The sequence below is a fragment of the Nocardia sp. SYP-A9097 genome (assembly GCF_009649815.1).
In the GTDB taxonomy this organism is placed as follows: domain Bacteria; phylum Actinomycetota; class Actinomycetes; order Mycobacteriales; family Mycobacteriaceae; genus Nocardia.
The window spans coordinates 189,422-214,708 of the sequence record NZ_WJIC01000008.1; the positions used below are offsets into that span (position 1 = coordinate 189,422).

The following is a 25,287-nucleotide window of genomic DNA, read 5'->3' on the forward strand; positions in this document are numbered from 1 at the left end:
CCCGGAATGTCAAGCATCCCGCACACACCCGCTGCCGAGGCCCTGAAATTCCGACGCCCGCCCGGATCTTGCCTACCGACCGGCAGGGTGCTCGCCGAGTGTGCAGGTATGGCGGGCGAGTGTGCAGCCGTGGCGGGGAAAAGGACAAAACACCGCCCAGAGTGCACACTCGGCGAACAGGTTCGGGCATCACGGGTATGCCCTGGGATCGGATCGCGGTTCGAGGCCGCCCAATGCGGCGACGGTTGCATTTTGCGTATGCAATTTCCGTGGCAAAGCAGGCATCGCTGGGCACGTCACCTGCCGTACCCGACTCGAGCTACCGGACTACGCCCGGATCGTCCCGTTCTCGACCGGAGGACGGGCCGTGGTCACCTTCTCGAGCCCAAAGACCAAAGACAAAGACACCAAAACAGTCCCTCGCGGTGTTGGACGATCGATCACCGGGAACTCACGGTGCGACACGCCGCACGACACCACGCTCATTTCCCGGTGATCGCATGTCCAGGTCGAGGGTGGGGGTTTTGTCCTATTTTTTCTCGTCTTGTTCTTTGCTTGTCTTGTTTTCTGCTCTTCTTGTCCTGGCGTCTTCTGTCTTTTGGTCTCTTGTCTCTGTCTCTTTTGTCTTTTAAGTTTTTGTCCCTCTACCCCGCGTAGCCCAGCCGGCGCGAAATGACTCGCGCGGAATCTATTGCCTCGTGGGCAATTTCAGCGAAACGTCCCGGGGGAAGCCGGTACGCCGGGCCGGAGACGCTGAGGGCGGCGATGATTCGCCCTTCGCTGTCTCGGATAGGCGCGGCAACCGCGTTCAGGCCGATTTCCAACTCCTCCTCACATGCCGCCCAGCCTTGGCGGTGGGCTTGGTCGAGGTGGGTGCGGAGAGTCGGTAGGTCGGTGATTGTGTTGGGGGCGAAGGAGTCCAGGCGGCGGGTGAGTCTGGTGCGGAGTTCGGGGGCGGGTAGTTCTGCGAGGAGGACTTTGCCGCTGGAGGTGGCGTGGGCGGGGCAGCTTTGGCCTATCCAGGTGCGGAGGGATATGCCGGCGGAGCCTACTGCTTCGGCGACGTTGATTATGCGGTCGCTGTCGAGGATGGCGATGTTGGTGGTTTCGCCTACTCGGGCGGCTAAGGCTTCGCAGACGTCTTGGCTTTGGCGGGGGAGGTCCATGTGGGCGCTGGTGGAGCCGGCCAGCCGGACGACGGTGAAGCCCAGGCGGTATTTGCCGCGTTCGGAGAGTTGTTCTACGTAGCCGCGGGATTCCAGGACGGCGATCAGGCGGGAGACGGTGGATTTGTGGACGCCTAGTTCGGCCGCGATCTCGGTGACTCCGGCCGCGCCCAACTTGGCCACGATTTCCAGGGCGGTCAGCGCGCGGTCGACCGACTGCACCGCTGCCGCGCCTTCCCGCGGTTTGCCGGACCCCTCGCCCGCTCGCATAGCCATAACGTGTCCAGTGTAGGTGGCGCGGTCACCGCGCTGCCGCCTTGATCAGGTCCGCGCATTTCTCACCCATTGCCATGATGGTGATATTCGGGTTCACGGCGGGCAGTTTGGGCATGGCGGAGGCGTCTACGACGCGGAGATTGCGGACGCCTTTGACCCGTAATTCGGGGTCCAGCACCGCCATCGGGTCGTCGAGTGCGCCCATGCGGGCGGTGGCGGCGGGGTGGTAGACGGTGTTGTGGGTGCGGTGCATGTAGTCGATGAGGTCGGTGTCGGTGACTGCCTCGGGGCCGGGGGCCAGTTCGCGGGCCACCCAGTCGCACAGCGGGGATTGTTCGGCTATGCGGCGCGCCAATCTGATGCCGTGCAGCATGATTCGTTCGTCGTGGCCGTCGGGGTCGGTGAAGTAGCGCGGATCCACGCGGGGTTTGTCGCGGAAGTCGCGGGAGCGCAGGCGTACCGTGCCGCGCGAATGTCCTTGTGTCACATTGGGTGTGAGGCAGAAGCCGTTGTCAGTGGTGGGGTAGCCCCAGCGGACGGTGTTCATATCGAAAGGCACACTGCCGTAATGCATCATGAGGTCGGGCACGCCGAGCCCGTCCTCGGTGGTGGCGAAGAGGCCGATCTCCCACCACTGGGTGGAGGTGGTGACCATGGGGCGGGATGCCTCCCAGAACACCAGACCTTCGACATGGTCGTCGAGGTTGGAGCCGACGCCCGGTGCATCAACTCTTACCTGAATTCCCATGTCCCGCAGGTGTTCCGCAGGGCCGATACCCGAGAGCATGAGCAGTTTCGGGGTATCGATGGCCCCGGTGCTGATGATCACCTCACGGCGCGCGTGCACGGTGTCGAAGCCGGTCAGATCCGGTCTGCGATAGCGCGCGCCGATAGCGGAATCCGTTTCGTCGAACAGGATTTCGCTGACCCAGCACCCGGTGCGCACCTCCAGATTCCGCCGCTGCCCGATGATCGGATGCAGGTAGGCATGCGAGGAGGACATGCGGGTGTTGTCGCCGTCGGCATTGATCTGGAACCAGCCCGCGCCGTTGCGCACGGTCTCGCCCCGATTGAATTGCACCGTAGGCAATCCCACCCGTGCGGCCGCCTCCAGCACGGCGTACCCACACGGGTCCTTCGGCGGAATATCTCGCAACCGCACCGGCCCACTACGGCCGTGCTCGCCCTGCACCTCGTTGTTCTCCAACTTCGCGACATAGGGCAGCAGCCCCTGCGCACCCCAGCCTGCCGCGCCGAGAGCCTCCCACTCATCGAGGCCCTCGGCGGGCGGCCAGAACGCGATACACGAATTGTGCGAGGAACATCCGCCCAGCACCTTGGCGCGGGCGTGGCGCAGGAAACTGTTCCCGTGCTGCTGCGGTTCCACCGGATAGTCCCAGTCGTAACCGGATTCGAGCAGCAGCATCCAATCCGCGAGCCGCAGAATCTTGTCGTCGCCGACATCGGATGGCCCGGCCTCGACCAAACACACTGTGACCGAAGGGTCTTCGCTGAGCCGGGCGGCGACCACGCACCCGGCCGAACCGCCGCCGATAATGACGTAGTCGAAGGTGTCGGTCATGATGCCGCCTCGGCGGCGGGTGCGGCATGCGAGGCGAGCACGCCGATGACGCGAGTTCCCCTGAGCGCGTACCAGATCAGGCCCGCACCCAGGATCGCACCGATGTAGATGAACGCGCCCCAGGTGTTGTACCAGGGCCCGCCGTAGACGGCCTCGCGCGGCCAGGCCAGGTTGACGGCCATACCCAGACCCCACAGCACCGCGACGATATTCACCGGCATGCCCCAGCGGCCCATGGTGAAGTAGCCGTGCTCGGCGAGATCGCTGGGCGGCCAATTGCCCTTGATACGCTGCCACAGCATGGGTGCGGTGACCATCAGATAGGCGAGGTAGATCATGATGACCGCGATTGAGGTCAGCACCGTGAACACTTGCGGCTGACCGATATTGATGACCAGGATCAGCGCCGACAGCACGCCGATGATCACGGCCGGGACCACCGGCGCGGAGTGCTTGACACTGAGTTTGGCCAGCTTCTCCGAGAACGGCAGTGCGTTGTCGCGCGCCATGGCGAAGGTCAGGCGGATTCCGGCGGTGTGCACGGCCAGCGAGCAGACGATCACCGCGATGACAATGCAGACCAGGAACACTCGGCCCAGCCAGCCCGACATGACCTGCTGCACAATGTATTGCAGTCCGCCGTCGGTGGTGCCCAGCTTCTCGTCCGCGAGGTTCGGCGCGGCCATGACCGCGAAGACCAGGATCGCGCCACCGATGACGAAGGAGGCCAGCAGGGCTCGCAGAATCGCCTTGGGTGCGGTGCGCCGCGGTTCCACGGTCTCTTCGCCGAGCGAGCTGGCGGTGTCGAACCCGTACATGACATAGCCCGATGCCAGCGAGGCGATCAGGAAGGCGCTCAGGTAGCCGCCGCTCGGGCCCGCGCCGTAGCCATTCGTGGAGAAGAACACGCTCGGCCCGCGGGTCACATGCAATCCGAGAATGATCGCAATAAGCACTGCCGCAATGAGTTCGATGAACACACCGGTGCTGTTGATCATTGCCATGAGCTTCACGCCGAACGCGTTCACCACGGTGGTGAAGACGATCAGCACGGTCCCGAGAATGACGGCATTGGCGGCATAGTCATGCTCGCCCGTGCCGTCGCCGACTATCTGGAATCCGCTCCACAAGCGCGGCAGATTCAACTGCATGGCCAGTACCACCGCGGACAGCGTGACAATCGAGGCGGTGAGCATGAGCCAGCCCGCCGACCAGCCGACGAGCCGGCTGCCCAGCTTCTTGGACCAGTTGTAGACCGATCCGGCGACGGGATACTTCGCCGACAATTCCATGAAGCACAGAGCCACGGCCAACTGCCCGACAAAGACCAGCGGCCAGGACCACAGATAGCCGGGACCCGCTGTGCCGTAACCGAAGTAGAACATCTGGAAGGTGCCGGTCAGAATGGAGATGTAGCTGACACCGGCGGCGAAACTCGAGAATTTCCCGATGCTTCGGCTCAGGGATTCCCGATAGCCGAATTCTTCCATGCCATGGTCGCTGAGGTGGGCTGCGGAGGGAGCGGGGGGACGGGTGGTCGTCATGACGGCCCAACTTTCGAGAAAGCAGCTAGAACATATTCAGTTGTTGCCGGCGAACCAGCCGCCGACCGCGGGCGCGGTGTTATGCCAGATGTGTTTGGTTTCCTGGTATTCGGCCAGGCCGCTCGGGCCCAGTTCACGCCCGATGCCGGAGCGGCCGAAGCCACCCCATTCGGCGGCGGGCGTGTAGTAGCCGAAGTCGTTGAGCCACACCGTGCCGTGCCGCAGGGCGCGCACCATGCGCTCGCCCAGAGCGGTATCGGTGGTGCGGACGCCGGCCGCGAGGCCGTAGGCGGTGTCATTACCCAAGGCCAGCGCCTCGGATTCGGTGCTGAACCGTTCGACGGTGAGGATGGGCCCGAAGGTCTCCTCCTGCACCAGGCGCATCCAGCGGCGGCAATCATCGAAAATGGTTGGCGGGTAGAAACTTCCGCCGCCCAGCGCGGGATCGGCGGGGCGTTCGCCGCCGGTGATGAGCGTCGCTCCCTCCGCAATGCCCAGCGCCACATAGGCTTCCACCTTGGCGCGATGCTGTTCGGAGACGAGCGGGCCGGTTTCACTGGCCGGATCCAATCCGGGGCCGAAGCGGATGCGTTCGGCGCGGCGAGCCAGTTCGGTGACGAAGCGGTCGGCAATGGACTCGTGCACGATCAAACGCGTTCCGGCCGAACAGACTTGGCCGGAGTGCAGGAAGGCACCGGTGAGCACGGCGTCGACGGCGCTGTCGAAATCGGCGTCGGGGAAGATGATGTGCGGGTTCTTACCGCCCAACTCCAGGGCCACCCGGGTGATGTGGGCGGCCGCGGTGCGGGCAATGGTCGCACCGGTCTGCGCACCGCCGGTGAAGGAGATGAGATCCACATCCGGGGTATCGGTGAGCGCGGAACCCGCTGTCGCACCGCTACTTTGAATCAGGTTCACCACACCGGGCGGCACACCGGCGCGATCGATGAGCCGGACCAACGCGATGGTGCTCAACGGCGTGACCTCGCTGGGCTTGGCCACCATGGTGCATCCGGCGGCCAAAGCGGGCGCGATCTTCCACGACATCTGCAGCAGCGGATAGTTCCACGGCGCGATGAGCGCGCAGACGCCCACCGGTTCACGGACGACGCGGCTGATGACGGCGGGATTGCCGGTATCGATGAGCCGATCCGCCTGTGTGCTCGCCAGATTCGCGTAATACCGGAACACCGCGATCACATCGTCGATGTCGATATAGCTCTCGCGCAGCGTTTTTCCGGTATCGAGGGTCTCGATGCGCGCGATCTGATCCCGCTCGGCGTCCAGCAATTCGGCAATGCGCAGCAGGTACCCGACCCGCTCCGCCAGCGGCGTCTGCGGCCAGCCCCCGGTATCGAACGCGGCCCGCGCTGCGGCGACCGCACCCACCGCATCGGCACGATCGGCCTCGTCGACGGTGACGATTACCGATCCACTGGCGGGATTCACAATCCCCCGTGTGCGGCCGCCCGCGGCATGCACCCATTTCCCGTCGATATACAGATTCGGCGCACTACACAGCTCATCGCCTAACATGATTCGCCGATCCGCTTGCGGGCCCACTCATGGAATTCGGCGATATGGTGTTCGGCCGGTACCAGTACGCCACCCTTGCGATAGGCGCGCGAGGACATGGCTGGCTGGGTGCGCTCGCATGCGGCGAAGTCCTGTTCGTTCACCCTGTGGAACAGTTCCACGGAATGATCGAGTACACCCCCGGATTCGATGACATCCGGCGCGTACAGCCAATCGCATTCGACAATGGTGCGGTCATGCGCCATGGGGTACATGCGATGGAAGATGACGTGATCGGGCACCAGATTCACGAATACCGTCGGGCGGATGGTGATGGCGTAGTACTTGCGATCCTGTTCCGGAGCGAGGCCGGGCAGTGGGTCGAATCCGGGTCGGCCGTCGACGGTGAATCCGCCTATGCGCTCACCGAATTCGGCTCCATGGCCGACGAAGTACTGGGCCGCGAAACCGCCCGCGAATTCGGGTAGCACTTCGACGAGTTCGGGGTGGATGGTGGCGCAGTGATAGCACTCCATGAAGTTCTCGACAATGAGCTTCCAATTGGCCGCCACGTCGTAGACCACACGTTTGCCGACCGCGAGATCGGCCATGGCGTAATGATCGATGGCCCCCGGATCGCCGAGGCGGGCGGTCACAGCGCCCATCACCTCGGTTTCGAAGGAGGGCGGGTCATCAGCCAGACAGACCCAGGCGTAGCCGAGCCACTCCCGCAGCGCCACGGGAATCAGACCGTACGCGACGCGGTCGATGGGCGCACCCGAATCATCCTGGAGTGAACCGAGATTCGGGGCGGCGACGAGCTTGCCATCGAGTCCGTAGGTCCAGGCGTGGTAGGGGCACCGCAGATTTCGACGCACCTGCCCCTGCTCTTCGGTGCAGATCATCGCGCCGCGGTGCCGGCAGATATTGAGGAACGCGCGCAGCTCACCATCGCGGCCGCGCACCACCAGCACGCTCTCCCGGCCGACCTGTACCCGCCGGAACGCACCCGCATCGGCCAGATCCGAGGAGCGGGCCGCGCAGAACCACATCTGTTCGAAGATGTGTTCCTGTTCCGCGGTGAAAATGGCTGGGTCGCAGTAGTACTCACCGCCGAGGGTGGGAATCAGATCCGAGGTCACAGGGATACCAGCCTTTGCGGGGCGAACAGGTCGATGGGGTGGTGTGTGCCGCCGGTCATGGCGAGATCGGCGAGGATCTCACCCACCACGGGCACGAATTTGAAGCCGTGGCCGGAGAATCCGCAGGCCACGGTGACGGCGGTGTGCGCGGGATGCCGGGCGATCACGAAGTGCTGATCGGCGGTATTGGAGTACATGCAGGTGGCCGCGTGCAGCAGGCGACCGGCCAGGGCGGGGAGCAATTCGGTGACGCGGGAGCGCATTTCGGTGATCTCATCCGGATGGACCTCCCGGTCGATGGTCTCCGGGGTGCAGAGCACGCCTTTACGGAAGAAGGCGGTCTTCACGCCGCCGTCGGAGCCGTCTATGGCCGGGAAGCCGTATATCTGTGCGCCCTCGTCGTTTTCGGCGATATAGATGGGGTCGCGCTCGAATTTTGCTGTGCCGACGACCGGGTCGAGCCAGTACATGACCTGGCGTTCGATCTCGATACCGATGCCCAAGTCCGCCAATAGCTTCGGGGCCCAGGCTCCGGGGCAGATCACCAATTGTCCTGCGGTGTAGGTGCCGCCGGCGGTGGTGACGGTGACGCCGCCTCCCGTCTCCTTCCAATCCTCGACCTGTTCACCGAAGCGCAGGGTCGCACCCGCCCGCGCGGCCAGTTCGAGGTGTGCGCCCACGGTCAACTCGGGTCTGGCGAAGCCCGCCTGCTGCTCGTATAGGCCGATGAAATGCGGCTCGGGCGCGAAATTCGGGAAGGCTTTACGGATTTCGGCGGAATCCATGATCTCGTGCGGTAGTGACCATTCACGGGAGGCACGAATACTGCCCGCGACCGTCAGACTCTCCGCCGGTCCGACGTACAGGCCGCCGGTGAGGCGGTACACCTCATCGCCGGAGTCACGGGCCAGCTGCTCCCATAACTCGTAGGCGCGCAATAACAGTGGGACATACGCCGGGTCTTCGAAGTAGGACTGGCGAATAATGCGGGAGCCGCCGTGACTGGAGCCCTTGTTATGCGCGGGCGTGAACTTCTCCAGGCCCAGGACCTTATGGCCTTGTGCCGCCAGGTGATACGCGGCGGCGCTACCCATTCCGCCCAGACCGATGACGATGACATCGTAGGTGTCGGACATGATTTACCTCCGGATCAGCGACATCTCGGGATCGACCACCGGCTCGGCATGCACCCGGGCGGTGAATGTCTTTGTCAGGTAGTCGATGTGGACTTCGGAGCCCGGGGCTACATCGCTCGGCAGCCACGCGTAGGCGATGCAGCGGCCGATGGTGGCGGAGTATCCGGCACTCGTGACATAGCCCGCGACGACACCGTTCACAGTGACAGGTTCCTTGCCGAGAACCACCGCGTGCGAATCGTCCAGGACCAGCGAGCAGAGCTTCTTCTCCGGTGACACAGCCGATTCCAGCGCGGCCTTACCTATGAACGACACCTTGCTCTTGCGGACCGCGAAGCCGACACCGGCAGCGTCGGGCGTGTGCTCGGTGGTCATATCAGTACCCCAGGAGCGATACCCCTTCTCCAGCCGCAGGCTGTTGAAGGCAATACGCCCGGCGGGAATGACGCGATGCTCCCCACCGGCCGACCACAGCAGATCCCACAGTGCCGCACCATGTTCGGCGGTCGTATAGATCTCCCAGCCCAGCTCACCGACATAGGAGACACGCATCATGGTGACCGGGATACTGCCGAGATAGGTGCGCAGCGCTTTGAAGTAGCCGAAGCCCTTGTGCGACAGATCATCCGGGCACAGCGGTTGCACCATATCGTGCGCCTTCGGACCCCATACGCCGACACAGCAGGTGCCACCGGTGATATCGCGAATGGTGACGCTGCCGTCGCCGGGCAGGTGCCGGGTCAACCAGTCGAAATCCAAGGGACCGTTGGCACCGACCTGGAACAACTGATCCTCCAGCCGGGCCACGGTGAGATCGCTGCGAATGCCGCCGTTGTAGTCGAGCAGCAGGGTGTAGGTGACCGCGCCGGGCTTCTTCCCGACATCATTGGTGGTCATCTCCTGCAGGAATGCGGTGGCACCCGCGCCGCTCACTTCGTAGCGGGTCAGCGGGGTCATGTCGTACATGGCGACATGCGTTCGCGTCCAACGTGCTTCGGCTATGGAGATCGGCGAATAGAAGCTGCCGGACCACTCGTCCCGCACCGGGAATTGCACGCCCTCGGCTACGAGCTCTTCCACCAGCGCAGCATTGGCCTCGAACCAGGCCGGGCGTTCCCAGCAGGCGCCCTCGAAGAAGAAGGCGCCCAGCTCCCGCTGCCGCGCGAAGAACGGGCTCGTGCGTAGTTCCCTTGGTGCACTGCGATATTGATGCGGGTGGATGATGTCGTACACCTCGACGAACGCCTGCATGCTGGTGCGCAGAATGAATTCCGGGCTGCGGGCCGCATCCTCGAAGCGATACAGATCGCATTCGTGCAGATCGATTCGCGGTGTGCCGGTGACGATCCACTCGGCCACCGCCTTGGCGACGCCCGCCGAATGCGTCACCCAGACCGCCTCCGCCACCCAGAGTCCGGCCAGCTCGCGATGCTCACCGAGGATGGGGAAACCGTCTGGGGTGAAGGAGAATATGCCGTCGAAACCCTCGTAGAGTTCGGTCTCGCCGAGAGCGGGCAGCAGCCGCCGACTCTCCTGCCAGGCCGGTTCGAACTCGGCGGGGGTGAACGGAAGCATGGACGGCATGGCCTCAGCGGCGGTGTCGCGCAGCAGGTTTCGCATATCGACCGGGCGCGGATCATGACCGTAGTAGCCGATACCGATACGTTCGCCGTAGGTGCGGTAGTAGAGGTCGGCGTCCTGATGCCGGAGCATGGGCAGGCGTTCGCCGCCGTCCAATGCCGGGACCGGGCCGGTCTTGGCGAACTGGTGCGCCATGGGGACCAGCGGAACCGTCAGGCCCACACCGCGACCCAGCTCCGCGCCCCAGAATCCGGCCGCGCAGATGACCACATCGGCGGGGAGCTCCTGACCGTCGGCGGTGCGCACACCGATGACGCGGCCGTCACCCCGAAGCACCTCCACGACCTCGCAGAAGCCCAGGAATTGCGCGCCGCGTGAGGTCGCGCGGCGGGCCTGCGCCTCGGCGGCGGCCACCGCGAGCGCCAAACCGTCTGCGGGCGTGTGATATCCGCCGAGAATGCGCTCCGGGTCCAGTAGGGGATGCAGTTTCGCGCACTCCTGCGGGTCCAGCAGGTGGGCCTCGATGCCCCAGGATTTCGCCCAGCCGTATTTGCGGTGCAGATCGGTCCAGCGTTCCGGGGTGGTCGCGACCTCCAAGCCGCCGACCGCGTCGAAGGCGTCGAGCTCGGTGAACTTCTCCACCGTGTACCTGGCCAGCTCCGCCATGGTCTTGGAGCCATTGGTCTGGAACACCAATCCCGGCGCGTGCGAAGTGGATCCGCCGGTACGGAAGAGCGGTCCGCGGTCGGTGACGGTGACATCGGACCAGCCGAGCCGGGTGATCTCATCCGCCAGCGCCGTGCCCACGATTCCCGCACCGATGATGACGACTCGCGGCTGCATCACCGAGCCTCCCAAGTGTTGCGTATTGCGCACCAAGTGCCGTAATACGCAACTATGCTCCGCCCGCCGGAACGGCCTGTCAACCGGAATGGCGAAATCCGTATTCCCTTTGTTTCCCTGGTGTTTCGTCACCTGTTGACGGGTTCGGCCAGAGCGGCCACACTGTTGCAGATAGCGCGTCATGCGGCGCTATTCGCAACACTCTTCATTTCAGGGAGGGGCCATGCCCGCATCGATCCCGTCGCTCACCGTGCTCGTCGGACGATTGAGCGAACTACCCGTCGGCGCGGTGGTCACGGTGAATCCGCCTGGGCTGCCGCCCATTTCGGTATTCCACACCGAGGAGGGGCTGTTCGCCGTCGACGACACCTGCACACATCAGGACGCCTCGCTGGCCGACGGCTGGGTCGAGGGCCGCACCGTCGAATGCCCGCTGCACGAATCATGTTTCGACCTGCGTACCGGGGCGGCCTCCGGGCCACCCGCCAAGCGCGCTGTGCGCACGCACAAGGTCGAGGTGCGCGGTGACGATATCGTGCTCACGCCGAGCACCGGGTCATGACCGCCTCGGTCGCCGTGGTCGGTGCCTCGCTGGCCGGACTGTCGGCGGTTCGAGCCCTGCGAGCGCGCGGATTCCACGGCACCATCACGCTCATCGGTGATGAAGCGCACCTGCCGTACGAGCGGCCCGCGCTCTCCAAGGAATTCCTGCATACCGGCGAGCCGATCGAACTCCTCGAAGATCATTCCGAGACAGCGGAATTAGATGCAGTGTGGTTGCTGGGACGGCGTGCGGTTGGACTCTCGATGAGCATGCCGCGATCGACCCACGAGCCGCATATCGTTCAACTCGACGACGGCCGGACAGTGGCGGCCGATATCGTCATCCTGGCGACGGGTGCCCGACCCCGGAGATTGCCCGGCGTTCCCGGAGCGCACTACCTCCGTAGCCTCGATGACGCATGCCGACTGCGCGAAACACTCAACGGCGCAAAGCGACTCGTGATCATCGGCGCCGGATTCATCGGCGCGGAGGTCGCCGCATCGGCCAGTGGTCTCGGCGTGGAAGTGACCTTGATCGACAGTGCCGCCATCCCGGCGAGCGGAGCCCTCGGCGAGACCGTCGCCTCGGCCTGCGCGACACTGCACGCACGCAATGGCGTCCGCCTCCTGGCGGGCGCGCGCATCGAGGCCATCCGGGCCGATGAAGTCCAGCTCATCGGTGGCGCGAGGTTGGCTGCGGATGCCATCCTGGTCGGCATCGGCTCCACCCCCAATACCGAGTGGGCGTGCGATCGAAATCCCCTGCTGCACAATCAAGATGGCTTTCTCACCGACGCAAACGGCCACACCTCGATTCCCGGCGTCTACGCCATCGGCGACTGCGCTCGTGTGCACGATCCGGCAACCGGCAAGCACACCCGTAGCGAACACTGGAATGCCGCCATCACCCAGGCACACACCGTCGCCGCGTCCATCACCGGCACTCCCCCACCCGCCCGCACCGCGCCCTACTTCTGGTCCCGCCAATACGGCAAGCTCCTACAACTCGCCGGCGATCCCCGCGCTGCCACTTATCTCCGCATCATCGACGGCGCACTCGACAGCGAATCCTTCACCGCCCTCTACGAACACGACGGCGTCCCCGTCGCGGTCTGCGCCCTCGACAACCCTCGCTTGTTCACACGCCATCGCAAACAACTCGACCGCTCACTCGGCGTACCTTCGGCCGGAATCCATCAGCCCCGGCGAGCTACACTCCGGCGACTGCCACCCACCGGTGCGGCCCAGGGCGCGGATGCACGGGATCGGTTATGACACAACCAGTGTCGCCTTCATCGACGGGTGATACTTGCAGTAGAAGTCATAGCTCCCCGGCGAAGTCGGCGCGGTGAAGGTGACGGTCTGCTTCCCCTGAACCTCGGTGTCGAACCCGCCTGCCGTGGCGGTGACGGTGTGCTCATCACTGTCGTCATTGCGGACGGTGATCGTCGCGCCCGCCTTCACACTGGCCGGAGTTTGGAACATGTGGTTGGAGATGGTGACCTGATCCGCGACGGTCTCGGTCGGCGTGCTCGAACTCGAACACCCCGCGACGATCAAAAGCGTTGCGGCGACCGCGCACACGGCTCCGAGAGACCGGCGGCGCGCATGGGACAGGGTGGACATGGCGTCCTCCTTCGAGGAATTCCTATCCTCTGTCCACGCACGACGGGGCCACGCGGTTCAACGATCCGGGTCAAAGCTCGGAGCCGGTGATGTCTTCGATCACCCGAAGACGGGAGTCACTGCTCGTCTCGGGCGCGGGCCACGCCAGAACCGACATGATCGCCCCGTCAACACCATTCGGAGTCACCGAGGAGATCGCGGCCGACCCCGCCCGATCAGCCAAGGGTATCGGTACCTCATCCGCGAACTGGTCCGCGATACGAATGATCCGCCGCTGCAACTCGATCAATTCGATGAGATCGCGATTAACCGCCAGCCCGTCGACTTCCGCGGCAGCCACCGCCCGCACCGCCTCCGCATGCGCCGCGAATATGGCCTCCCGCAAGCGCCCCGAAACCCCCGAATCCCGCCCGGACATCCGCACCCGAGGTCCCCCCTCACCGGTAGTCACCCCCCAACCCTACTCCGCACCCCAAACCCCCACGCCCCATGTCCATTTTATCCGTCTACCAGCAAGATCGACGGGACCTGACGGCGGCGGCTTCTCGGCCCATGCCGCCATCAGATCCCGTTGATCTTGAAGTTGCCGGGCACTGGTGGCGGCAGGGCGTGAGAGGCTGCCGCCACCAGTGCCCCCTCAAGGACACGCCCTACGCGGAGGGCGCGCCGGATCGGGAGGCGATATGCGCCGGTGCGGCGATATCGGCGGGGAGTGCGGGGTCGGGTTGTAGCGCGCCCCAGGTGGTTTGCAGGGGTAGGACGCCGGCCCACAGGCCGAGGGCGGCGTCGGGGCCGTCGCCGTCATCGGGCGGGCCGGTGCGGATCTTGACCGAGGCTTCGTCGAGCGACAGGGCCAGCAGGGCGGTCGCGGCCAATTCCTTACGGTTGGGCCGGCGGGCGTACTCCCACTGGCCGGGTGCGGACTGCTCTGTCAGGCAACGCAGTCCCGCGAGCGTCTCGTCCGGATCTTCGACGAGCCGAGGCGTGCCGAAGATCATCGCACTGCGATAGTTGACGCCGTGCTCGAAGACCGAGCGGGACAGCACCAGGCCATCGATATGCGTAATCGTCACGCACACAGTCGAATTCGGTGAGGATGTCAGGCTTCGACTGGCGACCGAACCGTGGAAGTAGAGCGTCGTACCATCGGAGCCGTACACGGTGGGGACCACCATTACCGTGCCGTCCACGATGACACCGACATGGCAGAGGAATCCGGCGGCCAGAATGGCGTCGAGATCGTCGCGATCGAAGCTGCCCTGCTCACGCAGCCTGCGATGCCTGGTGCGATCGGTATCCGAGAGCGTGCGCGTCACAGCCCGACCGCTTCGCGCAGGGCGCCGACGCCGGCTGTCAGCGCCGCGCCACCGGACGAAATGCTCACCGCCGGTTGGGAACTCAGCAGGACGACGGCGTACCGCAGGTTGGGGCCGACCAGACCGGTGGTGTTCAGGGTCAGCGATGAGCCGAACCACATCCACCCCTGTTTGACCGCCCATTCGCAACCGCGCATGGCGTCGGGAATGCCGAAGTACTGGTCGACACCGTCGGCGGCGATCTCGTCGGCATGACCGAGCGCGTCGAGGATCAGGCTACGAGCGGGGGCGGGGGCGTCGTCGAGCAGGTACCGGTAGATGGACATGACATCCCGCGCGGTGGTGAGGGTTTCACCCCATTGACCGGCGCGGGAGGAGACCGTGGTGGCGGCGAGACCGATCCGATCGGACATGCGCGTGAGGATGTCCGAACCACCGGCCGCACCCCACAGCCGGCTCGCGACGGCATCGTCACTCGCGGACAGCATGCGCTGAACGGCAGCCGAATCCTGTTGTCCGGCACCGTCTCCCAGCACGTCCAGGGCGATCAGCAGTTTCACCACCGAGGCGGTGTAGAACTTCTTGTCATCGTTCACCGCGGCCACCAGCGCACCGGTCTCGGTGTCGACGACCTCGATTCCGGTCTCAGCGCGGGCCGCCACCGACTGCACCGCGGCCTGCATGCGCTGGGCCAGCGCATTGGGTGCGATGGTGATCGAGGCGGCCGGTTTCGCGTGCGCCGGGTCCGGTGGCAGCGGCGCGGGCCGAGCGAGAGAGACCGGCACGGTCAATATCGACGAAATTCCCATGGCGGCAATAACAATGGCCGCACGCACGCCGAAAACCATGACTCTCCCTCACAACAGACCGGTCGGCTGGAACGAAGAGTGCTCGCTCCAGCAAACCAACGAACTATACGGATAGTACTAATTCCGCAGCCGTTTGCCAGCCATACAGCAGAATCCGATGTTACGTTCAGGAGAATCAACTATTTCCGCAATGAATCACCCCTGCTCAGCGAGCGCCGCCAACCGATCGATAGAGGCCAGCAAACGGTCGGCGGTGGTGGCCCGCGCCCGCACCAGGCGCTTCTCATCGCTCAACTCGGACCAGTCATAGGTCTGCGTCACCCTGGTGCGCCCCTCGCCCAGCGGCTGCACCGACCAGCGCCACAAATGGCCCGGCGGCTCCTTGCCCGGCTCGGACGGCAACCACGCGATGCGCTTACCCTCCACGAACTCCACCACGTGGTTCTCGCGCACCGCGCCATTGGTGAGCGTCATCAGGAAGACCGCACCCACCCCGCGCACCCGTTCGCCCGCGACGGCTTCGGCCAGATTGTCATTTCCGTCCCAGCGCGGCTGCTGCGCCGGATCGGCGATCAACTCGAAAACGCGCTCCACGGGAGCGTCGATCTCCCGGCTGGCGGAGACGACGCGGGGAATCTCGGTGTCCGTCATGCCCTGATCAAAGCACAGATCCGGGCGACGGCTGCTGCCAGAGTTCGGAAATCCGCCCGGCCTCCGACTTCCCCTGCGCTCGACCCGCATTCGCGGCGGGCACCCGGGTCGCCGCATTGAGCGGATCGGTGCCGAATGCCTCCAGCGAGGCGTCATCGGGGGTGATCACCTCGACCCGCGCACCCTCCGCGATCAAGCCCGCGACCTGGGTATCCAGCACATCGTCCGGCAGCGCCGCGATCACCAGCACGCGTTCGAATCCGGCGGCGAGATCGGCATTGGCCGAACTGCGCACTCCGCCATCGGTATATCGCACTCCGTCGATGGTGTGCGGCGGCCAGACCAGCGGCACCGCCGAACTGGCGGTAACCGCATCCACCAGCGATACCCCCGAATCCCGGTCGAATACCCGCGTTTCACCGGTGAGCGCGTTCACCGCGGTTATCAGCAGCTGCCGCAGCGGCCACTCACGCACCGGCAGCCGGGACTCGATCACCGCCCGCCGCGCGGCCTCGGGCACCGTCTTCACCTCCAGCGCGAGCGCCCCCAGCTTCCGGCGCGCACCCACCGGATCGCCCTCCGCCTCGGCGTGAATCGCGACAACCTGGTCCCAGACCTGCTCCATGGGAGTGCCCTGCGGCGTCAGCTCATGACTCTGCAGTGCCGAATCCACCTGCCGCTGAAACAGTTCCGCCAACGGCAACCCACTACTGATCTGCGCGGCCACATTCGCCCCCGCGGAGGTGCCCACCACCAGCTCCGCCGATGTGACATCCACCCCCGCATCCGCCATCCCGACAATCAGCCCATTCGCCCACGCGATCCCGGCCACTCCCCCGCCGCCGATCACCAATGCCCGCTCCGCCACGGTTCACTCCTGTCGTCTCGACTGTTCCTCGAGCACACCACTTCGACCCTCGACCGTGTTCGCCGACCCCCTGGTCCGGGCGTATTGCCCAGACTTCGCCGAGTGTCAAGCCGACGGAAGTTCGTGCTGTGCAACGCTTCTCGATCGGATAGGGTCGGCCCGTTGAGCTGCCGGACAGTTATGAACGGGGGAACCATGGTCGACATTCTGAAGGTCGACGCGGATGCGCTACGGGCGCTGGGACAGACACTCACCGGGCAGGCGGATGCCATCGCGGGGATCAAAATCGCTGTGGCGGTGACCATGCCGGGATCGCCGGTGGACGGGGTCTCCAAGGCGATCGACGAGAACACGGAGGCGGCGTTCCACGCACTCGGCGGTCATGTGCGAAAGATGGCCCAGATAGCCGGATCCGGCGCGAAGACATATGAGGAGGTCGACGGGGCCTTCGCGGACGAGTTCGCGGTGCTGGCGCGGGAATCACCACGACCGCCGCGCGGCGCAAGGATGGACTGATGACGACGATCAGCCATGTGCGCGGCTGCCTGCCGTCCACAATGGTGACCTTCGGTGCGGCCCTCACCACCGGAAACACCGAATTCACCAAGCAGGTCGGCAATATGAGCACCGCGGTCGACAAGACCACGACCGGATGGAAGGGCGCGGCCAGTGCCGCGGCGACGGCCGGTGCCATCTCGCAGAAGTTGACGGGCACCAGAATCGACGAGGTGGTCACCTCGGTCGCGGAGTACTACAAGACCTACGGCAGCCGATTGGACGGGACCCGCACGGCGCTATTGACCATCGTCGACAATTCCGCGCCCGCGGCGGGTATGACAGTCGCCGACGACGGCACAGTCACCGCGCCGAGGTATCCGCACGCCGACGGCCCACTGGTCGCCTCCATCATGCAGGCGCGGCTCGACGGTCAGGCGAGATGGTTCCAGACCCAATTGCAGGAATTGCTCAAGGATTTCGGCGACGGCGAGGACCAGGCCGCCACCTCCATCAAGGTCGGAGTCGAAGCGCTCGCCACGCTGAAGGAGAAGCCGACCGCGCCGATGCCGACGCTGCCGTCGATCCCGCCGCCCAAGTCACCGGACGGCAAGTACACCATCGGCGATCCGAAAGAGCCGTTCCTCGCGCACGACGACACCTTCATCTACAACTCGAAGGACAGCAACTTCGGGGACTGGCTGAACAAGCAGAAGTGGCAGGCGAAGCTCCTCGGCGGCGAGTACGTCAAATCCGACTTCGACGATGCCAGCGCGCTGTACCGGCACTACTGGGACAACAACGGCAAGAAGATGGAGTTCGACTACGACGAGGCATACCGCGAGGACAAGAACATTCGCAACTCGGTCGACTCCGAAATCAGCCGTGCCGCAATGGCAGCGGACTACTTCGCCAAGACCGGCAATACGAACTTCAAGATCACCGGTGCGCCGAACACCGTCGGCAAGGGCAACAACTACCCCGAAACCGAGAACTGGCAGAAGGCGATCGGCGGCCATCAGCAGTGGAGCCACGCCAACGTCCGGGTCGAAGGCAATCGCGTGGTCATGGATGTCACCGTCGAGGCGCAGGACTACTACGACTTCGACAAAGGCAAACACGATGTGGGCACCGGAGCACCGGATTCGGATAACGGCCGCTTCACCGAAATCGGCTGGGCCAAACCCTTCGAAAGCCACGGCACTCTTACCCGCACGGTGTCCTGGGATGTCGGGGAGCCGCCGTCGAGCGGGGTAACAGCGGACACCTCCAGCCCGTCCCGAAACCCCGGCCGCGAGGATCGCTCCGACGGGCGCGGCGACGGAGATAATGGCCGGATGCCCGACAACAACCGGAACACCGGCGGAGCCCGGCCGAAGTGATCACGCCTCATCGGGTCGGCGCGTTGCTGATCGTGCCACTGATCGCGCTCGCCGTATTCGGCTGCTCCACAACGTCTTCCGATCCGACAACGCGGGAAAGGACCACCGGCGTGTCCAACGAACTGCGCCACGACCCGGAGACTCTGCAAAAGTACTTCCCACTGATCGGCACGCCCGTGGCCGTCTCCTGGGTCGGCAGAAACAACTCCGGCGGAGCCCCCGGGCCCACCACTTATTGGATCGACGCGGTCGTAGAACTCGACCCTGCCACGGCAACGGCATTGCGTACCCGCTACGCCTCCAGCGAATCCGCTGAGCCCCCGGCTCTGCCTCCCGCCCTGCAAGTGCCCGCCGGAAAGTACTCCACCAACCCGGATTTCGACACCGCCCTCGGTAGCGGAGCCGAATGGGGCGGCACCGCAACCGGATACCTCCATACCCAAAGCCCAATCCTGGTCTTCACCGCAATAGCCGGGGGATGAAATGCCAAGCGATCACGACGAACTAGGCGTGAAAGTCCAACGCGCGCAACATGCCTTGGAGAAGATCCGAGGTACCGCCACAGTCGACGGCATCACGGTTGAAGTCAACGCCGAAAACCAGGTAGTCGCCATCACCGGCCCGCACGCCGCCGCAACCCTCGCCGCCTACCGGCAAGCCCTGCAAACCATCCAGCCTCAAGTCGCGGAAGCCACCCGCGAGCTGACCACCGACCCTCAAGTCGAATCCGCCCGGGCGTTCGCAGCGGCAAACCCCGCCGGAATCGAAGCCGAACGCATCGACCGCGCTGAAGCACAGGTAGACAATTACTTCGAACGAAGCTGGTAAGCAGAGCCGGGCCCAGAAACGACTTCGGCTGCCCGGCCGGTGAGTCTCGCACCGACCGGCAGCTCAGGCTCCCAGTTGGTATCGTTTGCCGCGAAAACGATTTGAACCCAGGGGGGCTCATGGCGGAAACAGTTGCGGCTGCGGATGATCCGGAAATCTCGCGGCGGATTGCAGACACCGCGAATCGAGCTGGGCTGGGACAGGACCCGAAAATCCTGCCCTCGGAATATCTTGACGGCAACGGCAAGGTCCGGCACTACATCGATGTCGCCAACGATGTCGATACCAGCGGGAACAAACTGAACCGGTTCGGTCCGTTGCAGGGAATCCTCACCAACGCCGGGGTCAAGGACACCGACCTCACCCGCTATCTCAGCCAGGCGACCGGCGCGGAGATTCACCAGGATCCGTCGATCCATCCACCCGGCATCAACCCCTCCGACGCCACCAAAGGCATCATGCTCGGCACCCTGTCCCCGAACGGCAACGACGAATGGACACAGTGAACCGCTACCGATTCGCCTTGGCCGCCGCAGCATCGATCGCCGTGACCGTCACCGCCTGCGGCACCACCACATCGAACGTCACTGCGACGACACCGGCCCACTCAGACCAGTACCAGCCGCCAACAGGGCTACGCGATGCGACGATGGTCTGGTCCGCCGAACCCGGCATCGATCTGCTCGACGCCAACCGCAAGCTCGTTCGTGCGACTGTCGAAGCCGCCCTCGTTGCAAATATGGAAGGACCCAGCAATACCTACCCCGGATTCGCGAAAGCGATCGATCACGATACTGCCGAAACCGAGCAGGAGATCTTCACCGCTCAGGGCCCACAAACCGTATTCGGTACCGCTCAGTCGCGAATAATGTCTATCGCGAGCACCGATAGTGGTTTCACCGCCCAGATCTGCTCGGGCGGTTGGGGTTTCGCGATCAGGCAGCAGGACGGCAGCTATCTCCGGATGCGGCCTGCCCCGACGGTTCAAGAGATCGAATTCAGACGCGTCCCACCACAGTCGCAAATTCAGGGTAGTGACTGGCAGTCGCACCGCGACGCCCCGCCGACGTCCGGAACCCCGCCGCAGCAGCCAGCTCAATGGTCGGCGCCCATCACGAATGTATTCACTGGCTGGACAATCCAGGTCAGCGGAAAATGGCGCTTCGAAACCGACCGGCCGTGCGATGCATGGGTCCACACCCTCGACCCGAGCGCACCCGCAGTCGGAGGCAGAGACGCCAGCGAACACGCCGCCACCCCGCCCACTGCGCTTCCCGCCTACCCCGGCTGGTAGGCCGCACTTGGCTACTGCAGTGGTAATCGCGTAATTGTGAACGCAGTGTGCGCCAGCCTGCTCAGGATCGTCGACCCGAACAACGTGCCGTCATCGGCGAGCACCCGCGTCAGCTGAGTGAACGCGACTCCTTTCTGCATGAAAGAGCCGGGCACGCAGTGCATCGGTCTGGATGTCCAGCCTCACGCCCGTCACGTCATCATGGGCGAGCTCCTCGAGCCGGATGGTGCCGTTGCGGAAACGGAAGTACGACGGTGATCCTCAGAGCCAGAGCACGGGATACATCCTCTCGGATCTCATGACCGACTGGAAGGTCACCTCAAGTGGCACACGAGTAGCCCGTGTCGCCCAGATCTCAGAACCGCAGGCAGACTATGGCCCGAGCGAGATGCTCGGCCTATTCCGGGTCGTCGCCGGAGTAGCGGAACGAGGGTGGTTCGCCTGCGGCGCGGCGAGCGAACTCTTGCTCCCACATGTCGAATGTCCTGCGGCGCAGCGCCGTCAGCATGTCGCGTTCCTGCGGCTCGAGCTGTCGCCGCTCCTGCCGGGCCTGATCGAGTACCTGGTCGATCTGCTGGTAGATGTCGAAGATCGGCCCCTCACCCCGCAGATAGTGATTTCGAGCCTCCTCGGTTTCCTTCACGAACTGCTCTTCGGTGAGCGCTGAGAAGTCGAGGTCCGCACCGGGTTCGAAGACGGCGTCGATGTCGTCCTGTGTAGCGGGTTCGAAGGCGCCTGAATCAATGTTGAGTTTTTGGCCGGTCACTTCGTCGTGGACAAGTTCTTCGAGACGGATGGTCCTGTTGCGAAACCGGAAGTACGACGGAGATTCTCGGAGCCAGAGCATGAGCAGCCTCTCGGATGTGTTGCGGGTGTACGGAATGGCATCGATCCAGACTGCCCCGCAGGACCGACGCTCCTGGCCTGATCGATCAGCGCGTCGCGAATCTGGTTCGGAGGCAGTTCCCGGAGGGTTCTGGCCGTCCACCATGCTCAGGCGTCCTCCAACCGCTTCGGCGCGTAGTCGGGGAGGTATCGACCGAAGAAGTCGTGGACCCTATCGGGGATGGGGCGCACCGCTGACAGCGAGTAGGTCAGGACGTAGCCTGCCTGGCTGAAACCGCCCTCCCAGAATTTGTATCTCGGTTCGAGATTGTCCAGCAGTCCCTGGTACAGATCCGCCACTTCGAGGAAATCCAGAAGTTCGGACAGGCTCCACGACTCGATGCTCGCGTCGGGTTCGGTGGGCAAGACAGCGGAGGTCCCCCCACTGTCGCCGCGTACGCGGTCACCGGCGCGCAGGGCCTCGGCCGCCTCCAACTCGAGGAAATGGTACGGTCCGGCTTCTTCGACGAAGACCCACCGATTGAACCGGGGGTCCTCATAGATCTCGCCATCCGGCAGTTCGGCGACCTTCTCGGTGTACCCGAGTCCGGTGCTGGAGATTTCGTGCGGTTGACCGTCCTCGTCGTGAATGACGATCAGCCTGCTGGTTGTGGTGAGCCAGTCGACCAGCGCTCGCCGGACCTCTCCCCGATTCTCGAAGGTACGGACGCACTCCAGATGGAACGAGCCGGTGAAGAAATTGGCGTCATCGTCCCAGGTTGCGAGGATCGTGTGATAGGGCGGGATGGACTCCGCCCACCCCTCGGCTTCCAGTACGAATCGGCCACAAAAGTGGCATGCGTTGCGTTCGTGGAACACTCGTCGCCTCTCCAATACACCCACGCTGACCACTGACCGGTGGTCGGAGATTCCCGCCCAGACACCACGCACTCTATCGTTCACGCTCGATCGCCGCGGTGGTGACCCGAGCGGCCAGTTCGGCCACCGTCGGGCCGCGCGTGGTGTGCGATCCTGAAGGTCCACTCGACAGAAGGGGATTCGACGTGCGGCGTGGCCATCCCACCAAGGAACAGCTGCAGCAGAGCTTCGAGCGCGTGCTGGCGATGGTGCTGTCGGGAGACGGTGTTCCGAGCTCGAGCGGGCTCGATCCCGAAACCCTGGACGCCCTGAGGGGGATCGCCCGTGCGTACCCGGCTGTCACCGACGAACTTCTAGGCGCTGCTCGTCGCGCAATCGCCGGGCAATTGGACGGAAGCAATTCGGCGCGCTGGCGGGCGGAGAGGAATCGCAGGCTCACCGAGCTCTAGCAGCGTTCACAGCCGGCGCGTGCCGTCGACAGCGCACCTTAGTAGCGCCGACAGAACCCGTGGTTGCATGCTCGACTCCTCGCTCAGAAATATGCCGCGATCGCGGCGTCGAACTTCGCATCGGCTACATCGACATCGCCACTGGGCCGGTAGTTCCGGCCCCGAACATGGTCGAGGAACTCAGCTGGAATCTCCAGCGCATAGTTCTCCAGATAGTGGATCGAATCGACCCGCCAGATCCACTCACCATCCGAGACCAGCGAATATCCACTCAAGATCGTTCGGGCCGTATCGAGTAGATCGCTGACCTCCCCCGGCACGTCGAACACCGGCGTAGCCGCTTTCATGTACTCCGCCACCAGCTTCCGATCCGCAACCGGTTGACGCGTGTATGAGTCCCGCAGCATAGGAAACTCCTCGCGCACCTCCCGATACATCTCGCGGTAGATCCCGATGGGCTTCAACCCACCTGCCGTCCTCGCTCCGGCCACTATGCAACCCCGATATCGCTCGACTGCGGACGTGCCCAGCGTACTGGCTGGAATGGTCGACACGCTTCCTCGAACCCATCTTGGAAACGATGGATCGCCTTTCGCTCAGGCATGCTCGGGATGTTTGAAGATGTAGCGCGGCAAGTAGTTCCGAAAGAATTCTGAGACATCCGCTGGAACCGGGCGTACGGCTGACAACGAGTAGACGAGTACGTAGCCCGAGCCCTTGGGCGATCCTCGCCAGAAACTGCATTCCAGTGCGAAACGTCGACCATGTCACCGTTGCCAGATGCTGTGTATAGCCGAGTCCCGTTCGTACCGTGTCATGCAAGAGTCCGCCCTCGCCCCGGACCGTGACGAGGTGATCTGTTCGGCACATCCAGTTCAGCAACTCTGTCCGGAATTTTGGTCCGAACTCGGACGTGCGCACAGGACCAGTGGTACGAGCCATGGAAGTACATCGTGTCGTCATTCCAGGGGGCCAGGACCTTGTGCCCGGGCTTCAGCGATTCTGCCCAGCCTTCGACCTCGAGGACGTACCGACCGCAGAACTGGCAGACATGCGGCGCGTGAAGCATGAAGTCATTCCTTGGAGTCGGCCTCGAACGCCTTGAACGGCGTGCTGAGCAGGATCTCATCGAGTCCGCGTTGCGACTGCGCTACCAGGCGGGCGGCTTCCTCCCGGATCTCCTGTCGCTCATGGTCATCGAGAACAAAGGGCTCTGGGGTATGGCTCGCGACGATGCGCAGTCCTGCCACGCGGCAGGCAATTTCGGCCAGGCACTGCCATCGGTCGATATCGGTCCGGGGCACGGCGTCGATAGTCAGTGACCATTCCTGTGCGCCGAGGTGCGAGAACGTCATCGCCATCTCCACGATGCTGCGATATCGCAGGCTACGCTCTATGCGTTCTCCCAGAACGGTATTCGGAGTTTCACCGAGCGTGTCCACGGCCGTCAGCCCGAGATTGCGCCGGAGTTGATCGAGACTGGCGGTGGCCAGTTCCCCGTGCAGATCCAGTTCGAGTCGGCGTTTCAGCAGACGTCTGGTCGGCGGGCTCATCTCAGGATCATCGTGGGCCGGTGGCGTGTTCATAGTTTCTCGATTCCCAGCAGTGGGAGGTCGAAGGGACGGTTTCCGGCCTTCGAGTTCCACGCCCTATACACCAGGCGTGCGGGGCCGGAGACATGGAAGGCGTCCCGCAGCCCGATCACCACCATTGCCGCCAGTTCCCGGTAGATCGCGGAGGTTATCGGCCACGGCAATTCGACCCACCAGTTGTCGCGATCGCTCTGGTCCGGGGGGTGCCAGCCCGTAGCGAGAACGAGTGGGGCTCCGGGCGCGTTCAGTCCGACGTCGCGGTCTAGGTCGGCGTAGGCTCCCAGTTCGGCCAGCACTTTGCCCTCGAATTGAGCGAATTGAGCGAACCCGGGTTCGGTGTCCGGCGCTTTGGTATCGATGGTGACCAGGGCGCCTGCGGGGAGCATGGCCAACTCCTCGGCGAGTCCGGCTTCGAATCGGTCCCAGTCGGTCACAGCAACCCTTGTTCGTCCATTGCGGTCACCTGGTCTTCGAGGTCGAGGGCGTTGTTGGTGCAGAGGTAGAGTGACACATTGCTGGTGAACAGACGTAGCCGCACAGTGGTTTCCGCTCCGGCCCAACGGATTTCGGCGTCTTCGCCGGGGATCCGTTGGGTGGGCGGGCCGAGGACCGTGGTGATCGTGGACGCCATGTCGGCGAACGCGTCACGAACGCGTGTCCGGCTCTCAGCGTCGTCATCGGCGAAGTCCGTGACGCGGATGCCGATTTCGTCGGCCGTTTCGGATCGGCCGGATACGCTGCCGGTGTTCGGGCCGAGTTCAGTGCCCACCGAGACCGAATAACGGTAGGTCGGTCCAATGGCCCAGCCGAAGTCCGCAGCCAGTGCAGGTACATCCGCGAGCAGCCACGACCAGTCGAGGGACCGCAGCCTGACAGCCAGATCGACTACATCGGAGCCGGTCAACGCACGCCATTCCGTCATGTGATCACCCTAGCCTCATTGAT

28 protein-coding genes are annotated in these 25,287 nt (G+C 64.3%); 9 read left to right on the forward strand and 19 right to left on the reverse strand.

Translation table 11 applies throughout. The features are described 5' to 3' along the window. Positions 1-644: 644 nt before the first annotated feature. From GFY24_RS18890 to GFY24_RS18920, 7 genes are read right to left on the reverse strand one after another with little or no spacing between them, the layout of a single operon-like run. Positions 645-1,442: an IclR family transcriptional regulator gene (locus tag GFY24_RS18890; RefSeq protein WP_153806390.1), complete on the reverse strand. Its 798-nt coding sequence runs from the start codon at positions 1,440-1,442 to the stop codon at positions 645-647. A 25-nt stretch (positions 1,443-1,467) separates the two neighbouring features. Next, a complete protein-coding gene (locus GFY24_RS18895; RefSeq protein ID WP_153806391.1) occupies positions 1,468-3,024 on the reverse strand; it encodes a GMC family oxidoreductase in 1,557 nt (518 codons plus the stop codon). Beyond that, the gene (locus GFY24_RS18900; RefSeq protein WP_153806392.1) at positions 3,021-4,568 is read right to left on the reverse strand and encodes an APC family permease; all 1,548 of its coding nucleotides are present in this window, start codon (positions 4,566-4,568) and stop codon (positions 3,021-3,023) included. The genes GFY24_RS18895 and GFY24_RS18900 overlap by 4 nt, the downstream gene beginning before the upstream one ends. 36 nt (positions 4,569-4,604) lie before the next feature. Further along, positions 4,605-6,104, reverse strand: a complete 1,500-nt coding sequence (locus GFY24_RS18905) for an aldehyde dehydrogenase family protein (RefSeq protein ID WP_153806393.1) — start codon at positions 6,102-6,104, stop codon at positions 4,605-4,607. Then, the gene (locus GFY24_RS18910) at positions 6,098-7,231 is read right to left on the reverse strand and encodes an aromatic ring-hydroxylating dioxygenase subunit alpha (protein WP_309231046.1); all 1,134 of its coding nucleotides are present in this window, start codon (positions 7,229-7,231) and stop codon (positions 6,098-6,100) included. Before GFY24_RS18910 ends, GFY24_RS18905 begins: the two co-directional genes overlap by 7 nt. Continuing rightward, positions 7,222-8,361 (reverse strand): N-methyl-L-tryptophan oxidase, encoded by a 1,140-nt coding sequence (solA, locus tag GFY24_RS18915; RefSeq protein WP_153806394.1) that lies wholly within the window; start codon positions 8,359-8,361, stop codon positions 7,222-7,224. The genes GFY24_RS18910 and solA overlap by 10 nt, the downstream gene beginning before the upstream one ends. A gap of 3 nt (positions 8,362-8,364) precedes the next feature. Next, entirely contained in the window at positions 8,365-10,785 is a 2,421-nt protein-coding gene (locus GFY24_RS18920) for an FAD-dependent oxidoreductase (protein ID WP_153806474.1), read from the reverse strand. A gap of 223 nt (positions 10,786-11,008) precedes the next feature. On the opposite strand from GFY24_RS18920, the gene GFY24_RS18925 reads away from it, so the two are divergent. Both GFY24_RS18925 and GFY24_RS18930 read left to right on the forward strand, forming a co-directional pair. Further along, positions 11,009-11,347 carry a bifunctional 3-phenylpropionate/cinnamic acid dioxygenase ferredoxin subunit gene (locus GFY24_RS18925; RefSeq protein ID WP_153806395.1) on the forward strand — a complete coding sequence of 113 codons (339 nt, stop codon included), beginning with the start codon at positions 11,009-11,011 and terminating at the stop codon, positions 11,345-11,347. Beyond that, on the forward strand, positions 11,344-12,603 hold the full coding sequence (locus GFY24_RS18930) for an NAD(P)/FAD-dependent oxidoreductase (protein WP_153806396.1): 1,260 nt from the start codon (positions 11,344-11,346) through the stop codon (positions 12,601-12,603). The genes GFY24_RS18925 and GFY24_RS18930 overlap by 4 nt, the downstream gene beginning before the upstream one ends. Here GFY24_RS18930 and GFY24_RS18935 read toward each other — a convergent pair. The 6 genes from GFY24_RS18935 to GFY24_RS18960 form a co-directional block, all read right to left on the reverse strand. Further along, positions 12,598-12,954 carry a cupredoxin domain-containing protein gene (locus tag GFY24_RS18935; protein WP_153806397.1) on the reverse strand — a complete coding sequence of 119 codons (357 nt, stop codon included), beginning with the start codon at positions 12,952-12,954 and terminating at the stop codon, positions 12,598-12,600. The two genes, GFY24_RS18930 and GFY24_RS18935, sit on opposite strands and share 6 nt — an antisense overlap. 70 nt (positions 12,955-13,024) lie before the next feature. After that, positions 13,025-13,405 carry a hypothetical protein gene (locus GFY24_RS18940; protein ID WP_153806398.1) on the reverse strand — a complete coding sequence of 127 codons (381 nt, stop codon included), beginning with the start codon at positions 13,403-13,405 and terminating at the stop codon, positions 13,025-13,027. A 199-nt stretch (positions 13,406-13,604) separates the two neighbouring features. Next, on the reverse strand, positions 13,605-14,270 hold the full coding sequence (locus GFY24_RS18945; RefSeq protein WP_309231032.1) for a pyridoxamine 5'-phosphate oxidase family protein: 666 nt from the start codon (positions 14,268-14,270) through the stop codon (positions 13,605-13,607). Beyond that, the gene (locus GFY24_RS18950; protein WP_153806399.1) at positions 14,267-15,118 is read right to left on the reverse strand and encodes a hypothetical protein; all 852 of its coding nucleotides are present in this window, start codon (positions 15,116-15,118) and stop codon (positions 14,267-14,269) included. Before GFY24_RS18950 ends, GFY24_RS18945 begins: the two co-directional genes overlap by 4 nt. Positions 15,119-15,274: 156 nt before the next feature. Then, a complete protein-coding gene (locus GFY24_RS18955; protein WP_153806400.1) occupies positions 15,275-15,730 on the reverse strand; it encodes an SRPBCC family protein in 456 nt (151 codons plus the stop codon). 7 nt (positions 15,731-15,737) lie between these two features. After that, complete coding sequence (locus GFY24_RS18960; RefSeq protein WP_309231033.1) at positions 15,738-16,598, reverse strand: patatin-like phospholipase family protein; 861 nt, start codon at positions 16,596-16,598, stop codon at positions 15,738-15,740. A 195-nt stretch (positions 16,599-16,793) separates the two neighbouring features. On the opposite strand from GFY24_RS18960, the gene GFY24_RS18965 reads away from it, so the two are divergent. The 6 genes from GFY24_RS18965 (at position 16,794) to GFY24_RS18990 (ending at position 20,597) form a co-directional block, all read left to right on the forward strand. Continuing rightward, complete coding sequence (locus GFY24_RS18965; RefSeq protein ID WP_153806401.1) at positions 16,794-17,114, forward strand: hypothetical protein; 321 nt, start codon at positions 16,794-16,796, stop codon at positions 17,112-17,114. After that, positions 17,114-18,475 carry a hypothetical protein gene (locus tag GFY24_RS18970; protein WP_194852926.1) on the forward strand — a complete coding sequence of 454 codons (1,362 nt, stop codon included), beginning with the start codon at positions 17,114-17,116 and terminating at the stop codon, positions 18,473-18,475. Before GFY24_RS18965 ends, GFY24_RS18970 begins: the two co-directional genes overlap by 1 nt. Beyond that, entirely contained in the window at positions 18,472-18,957 is a 486-nt protein-coding gene (locus GFY24_RS18975) for a hypothetical protein (protein ID WP_153806402.1), read from the forward strand. The genes GFY24_RS18970 and GFY24_RS18975 overlap by 4 nt, the downstream gene beginning before the upstream one ends. 1 nt (position 18,958) lies before the next feature. Further along, a complete protein-coding gene (locus GFY24_RS18980; protein WP_153806403.1) occupies positions 18,959-19,303 on the forward strand; it encodes a YbaB/EbfC family nucleoid-associated protein in 345 nt (114 codons plus the stop codon). Between the two features lie 119 nt (positions 19,304-19,422). After that, positions 19,423-19,809 carry a hypothetical protein gene (locus GFY24_RS18985; protein ID WP_153806404.1) on the forward strand — a complete coding sequence of 129 codons (387 nt, stop codon included), beginning with the start codon at positions 19,423-19,425 and terminating at the stop codon, positions 19,807-19,809. After that, positions 19,797-20,597: a hypothetical protein gene (locus tag GFY24_RS18990; protein ID WP_153806405.1), complete on the forward strand. Its 801-nt coding sequence runs from the start codon at positions 19,797-19,799 to the stop codon at positions 20,595-20,597. The genes GFY24_RS18985 and GFY24_RS18990 overlap by 13 nt, the downstream gene beginning before the upstream one ends. A gap of 397 nt (positions 20,598-20,994) precedes the next feature. Here GFY24_RS18990 and GFY24_RS18995 read toward each other — a convergent pair whose 3' ends face one another. Together GFY24_RS18995 and GFY24_RS19000 are read right to left on the reverse strand one after the other, a co-directional pair. Next, the gene (locus GFY24_RS18995) at positions 20,995-21,588 is read right to left on the reverse strand and encodes a hypothetical protein (protein ID WP_153806406.1); all 594 of its coding nucleotides are present in this window, start codon (positions 21,586-21,588) and stop codon (positions 20,995-20,997) included. Between the two features lie 2 nt (positions 21,589-21,590). Beyond that, positions 21,591-22,316, reverse strand: a complete 726-nt coding sequence (locus tag GFY24_RS19000; protein WP_153806407.1) for a hypothetical protein — start codon at positions 22,314-22,316, stop codon at positions 21,591-21,593. A 170-nt stretch (positions 22,317-22,486) separates the two neighbouring features. Here GFY24_RS19000 and GFY24_RS19005 point away from each other — a divergent pair, with 170 nt between their 5' ends. After that, entirely contained in the window at positions 22,487-22,750 is a 264-nt protein-coding gene (locus tag GFY24_RS19005) for a hypothetical protein (protein ID WP_309231034.1), read from the forward strand. 83 nt (positions 22,751-22,833) lie between these two features. Here the strand turns inward: GFY24_RS19005 and GFY24_RS19010 are convergent, their stop codons facing one another. The 4 genes from GFY24_RS19010 to GFY24_RS19025 form a co-directional block, all read right to left on the reverse strand. Then, the gene (locus GFY24_RS19010) at positions 22,834-23,157 is read right to left on the reverse strand and encodes a hypothetical protein (protein ID WP_153806408.1); all 324 of its coding nucleotides are present in this window, start codon (positions 23,155-23,157) and stop codon (positions 22,834-22,836) included. A 666-nt stretch (positions 23,158-23,823) separates the two neighbouring features. Continuing rightward, positions 23,824-24,303 carry a hypothetical protein gene (locus GFY24_RS19015; RefSeq protein WP_153806409.1) on the reverse strand — a complete coding sequence of 160 codons (480 nt, stop codon included), beginning with the start codon at positions 24,301-24,303 and terminating at the stop codon, positions 23,824-23,826. Positions 24,304-24,332: 29 nt separating this feature from the next. Beyond that, positions 24,333-24,776: a hypothetical protein gene (locus GFY24_RS19020; RefSeq protein ID WP_153806410.1), complete on the reverse strand. Its 444-nt coding sequence runs from the start codon at positions 24,774-24,776 to the stop codon at positions 24,333-24,335. Then, positions 24,773-25,264 (reverse strand): DUF6301 family protein, encoded by a 492-nt coding sequence (locus GFY24_RS19025; RefSeq protein ID WP_153806411.1) that lies wholly within the window; start codon positions 25,262-25,264, stop codon positions 24,773-24,775. Before GFY24_RS19025 ends, GFY24_RS19020 begins: the two co-directional genes overlap by 4 nt. Between the last annotated feature and the right edge of the window lie 23 nt (positions 25,265-25,287).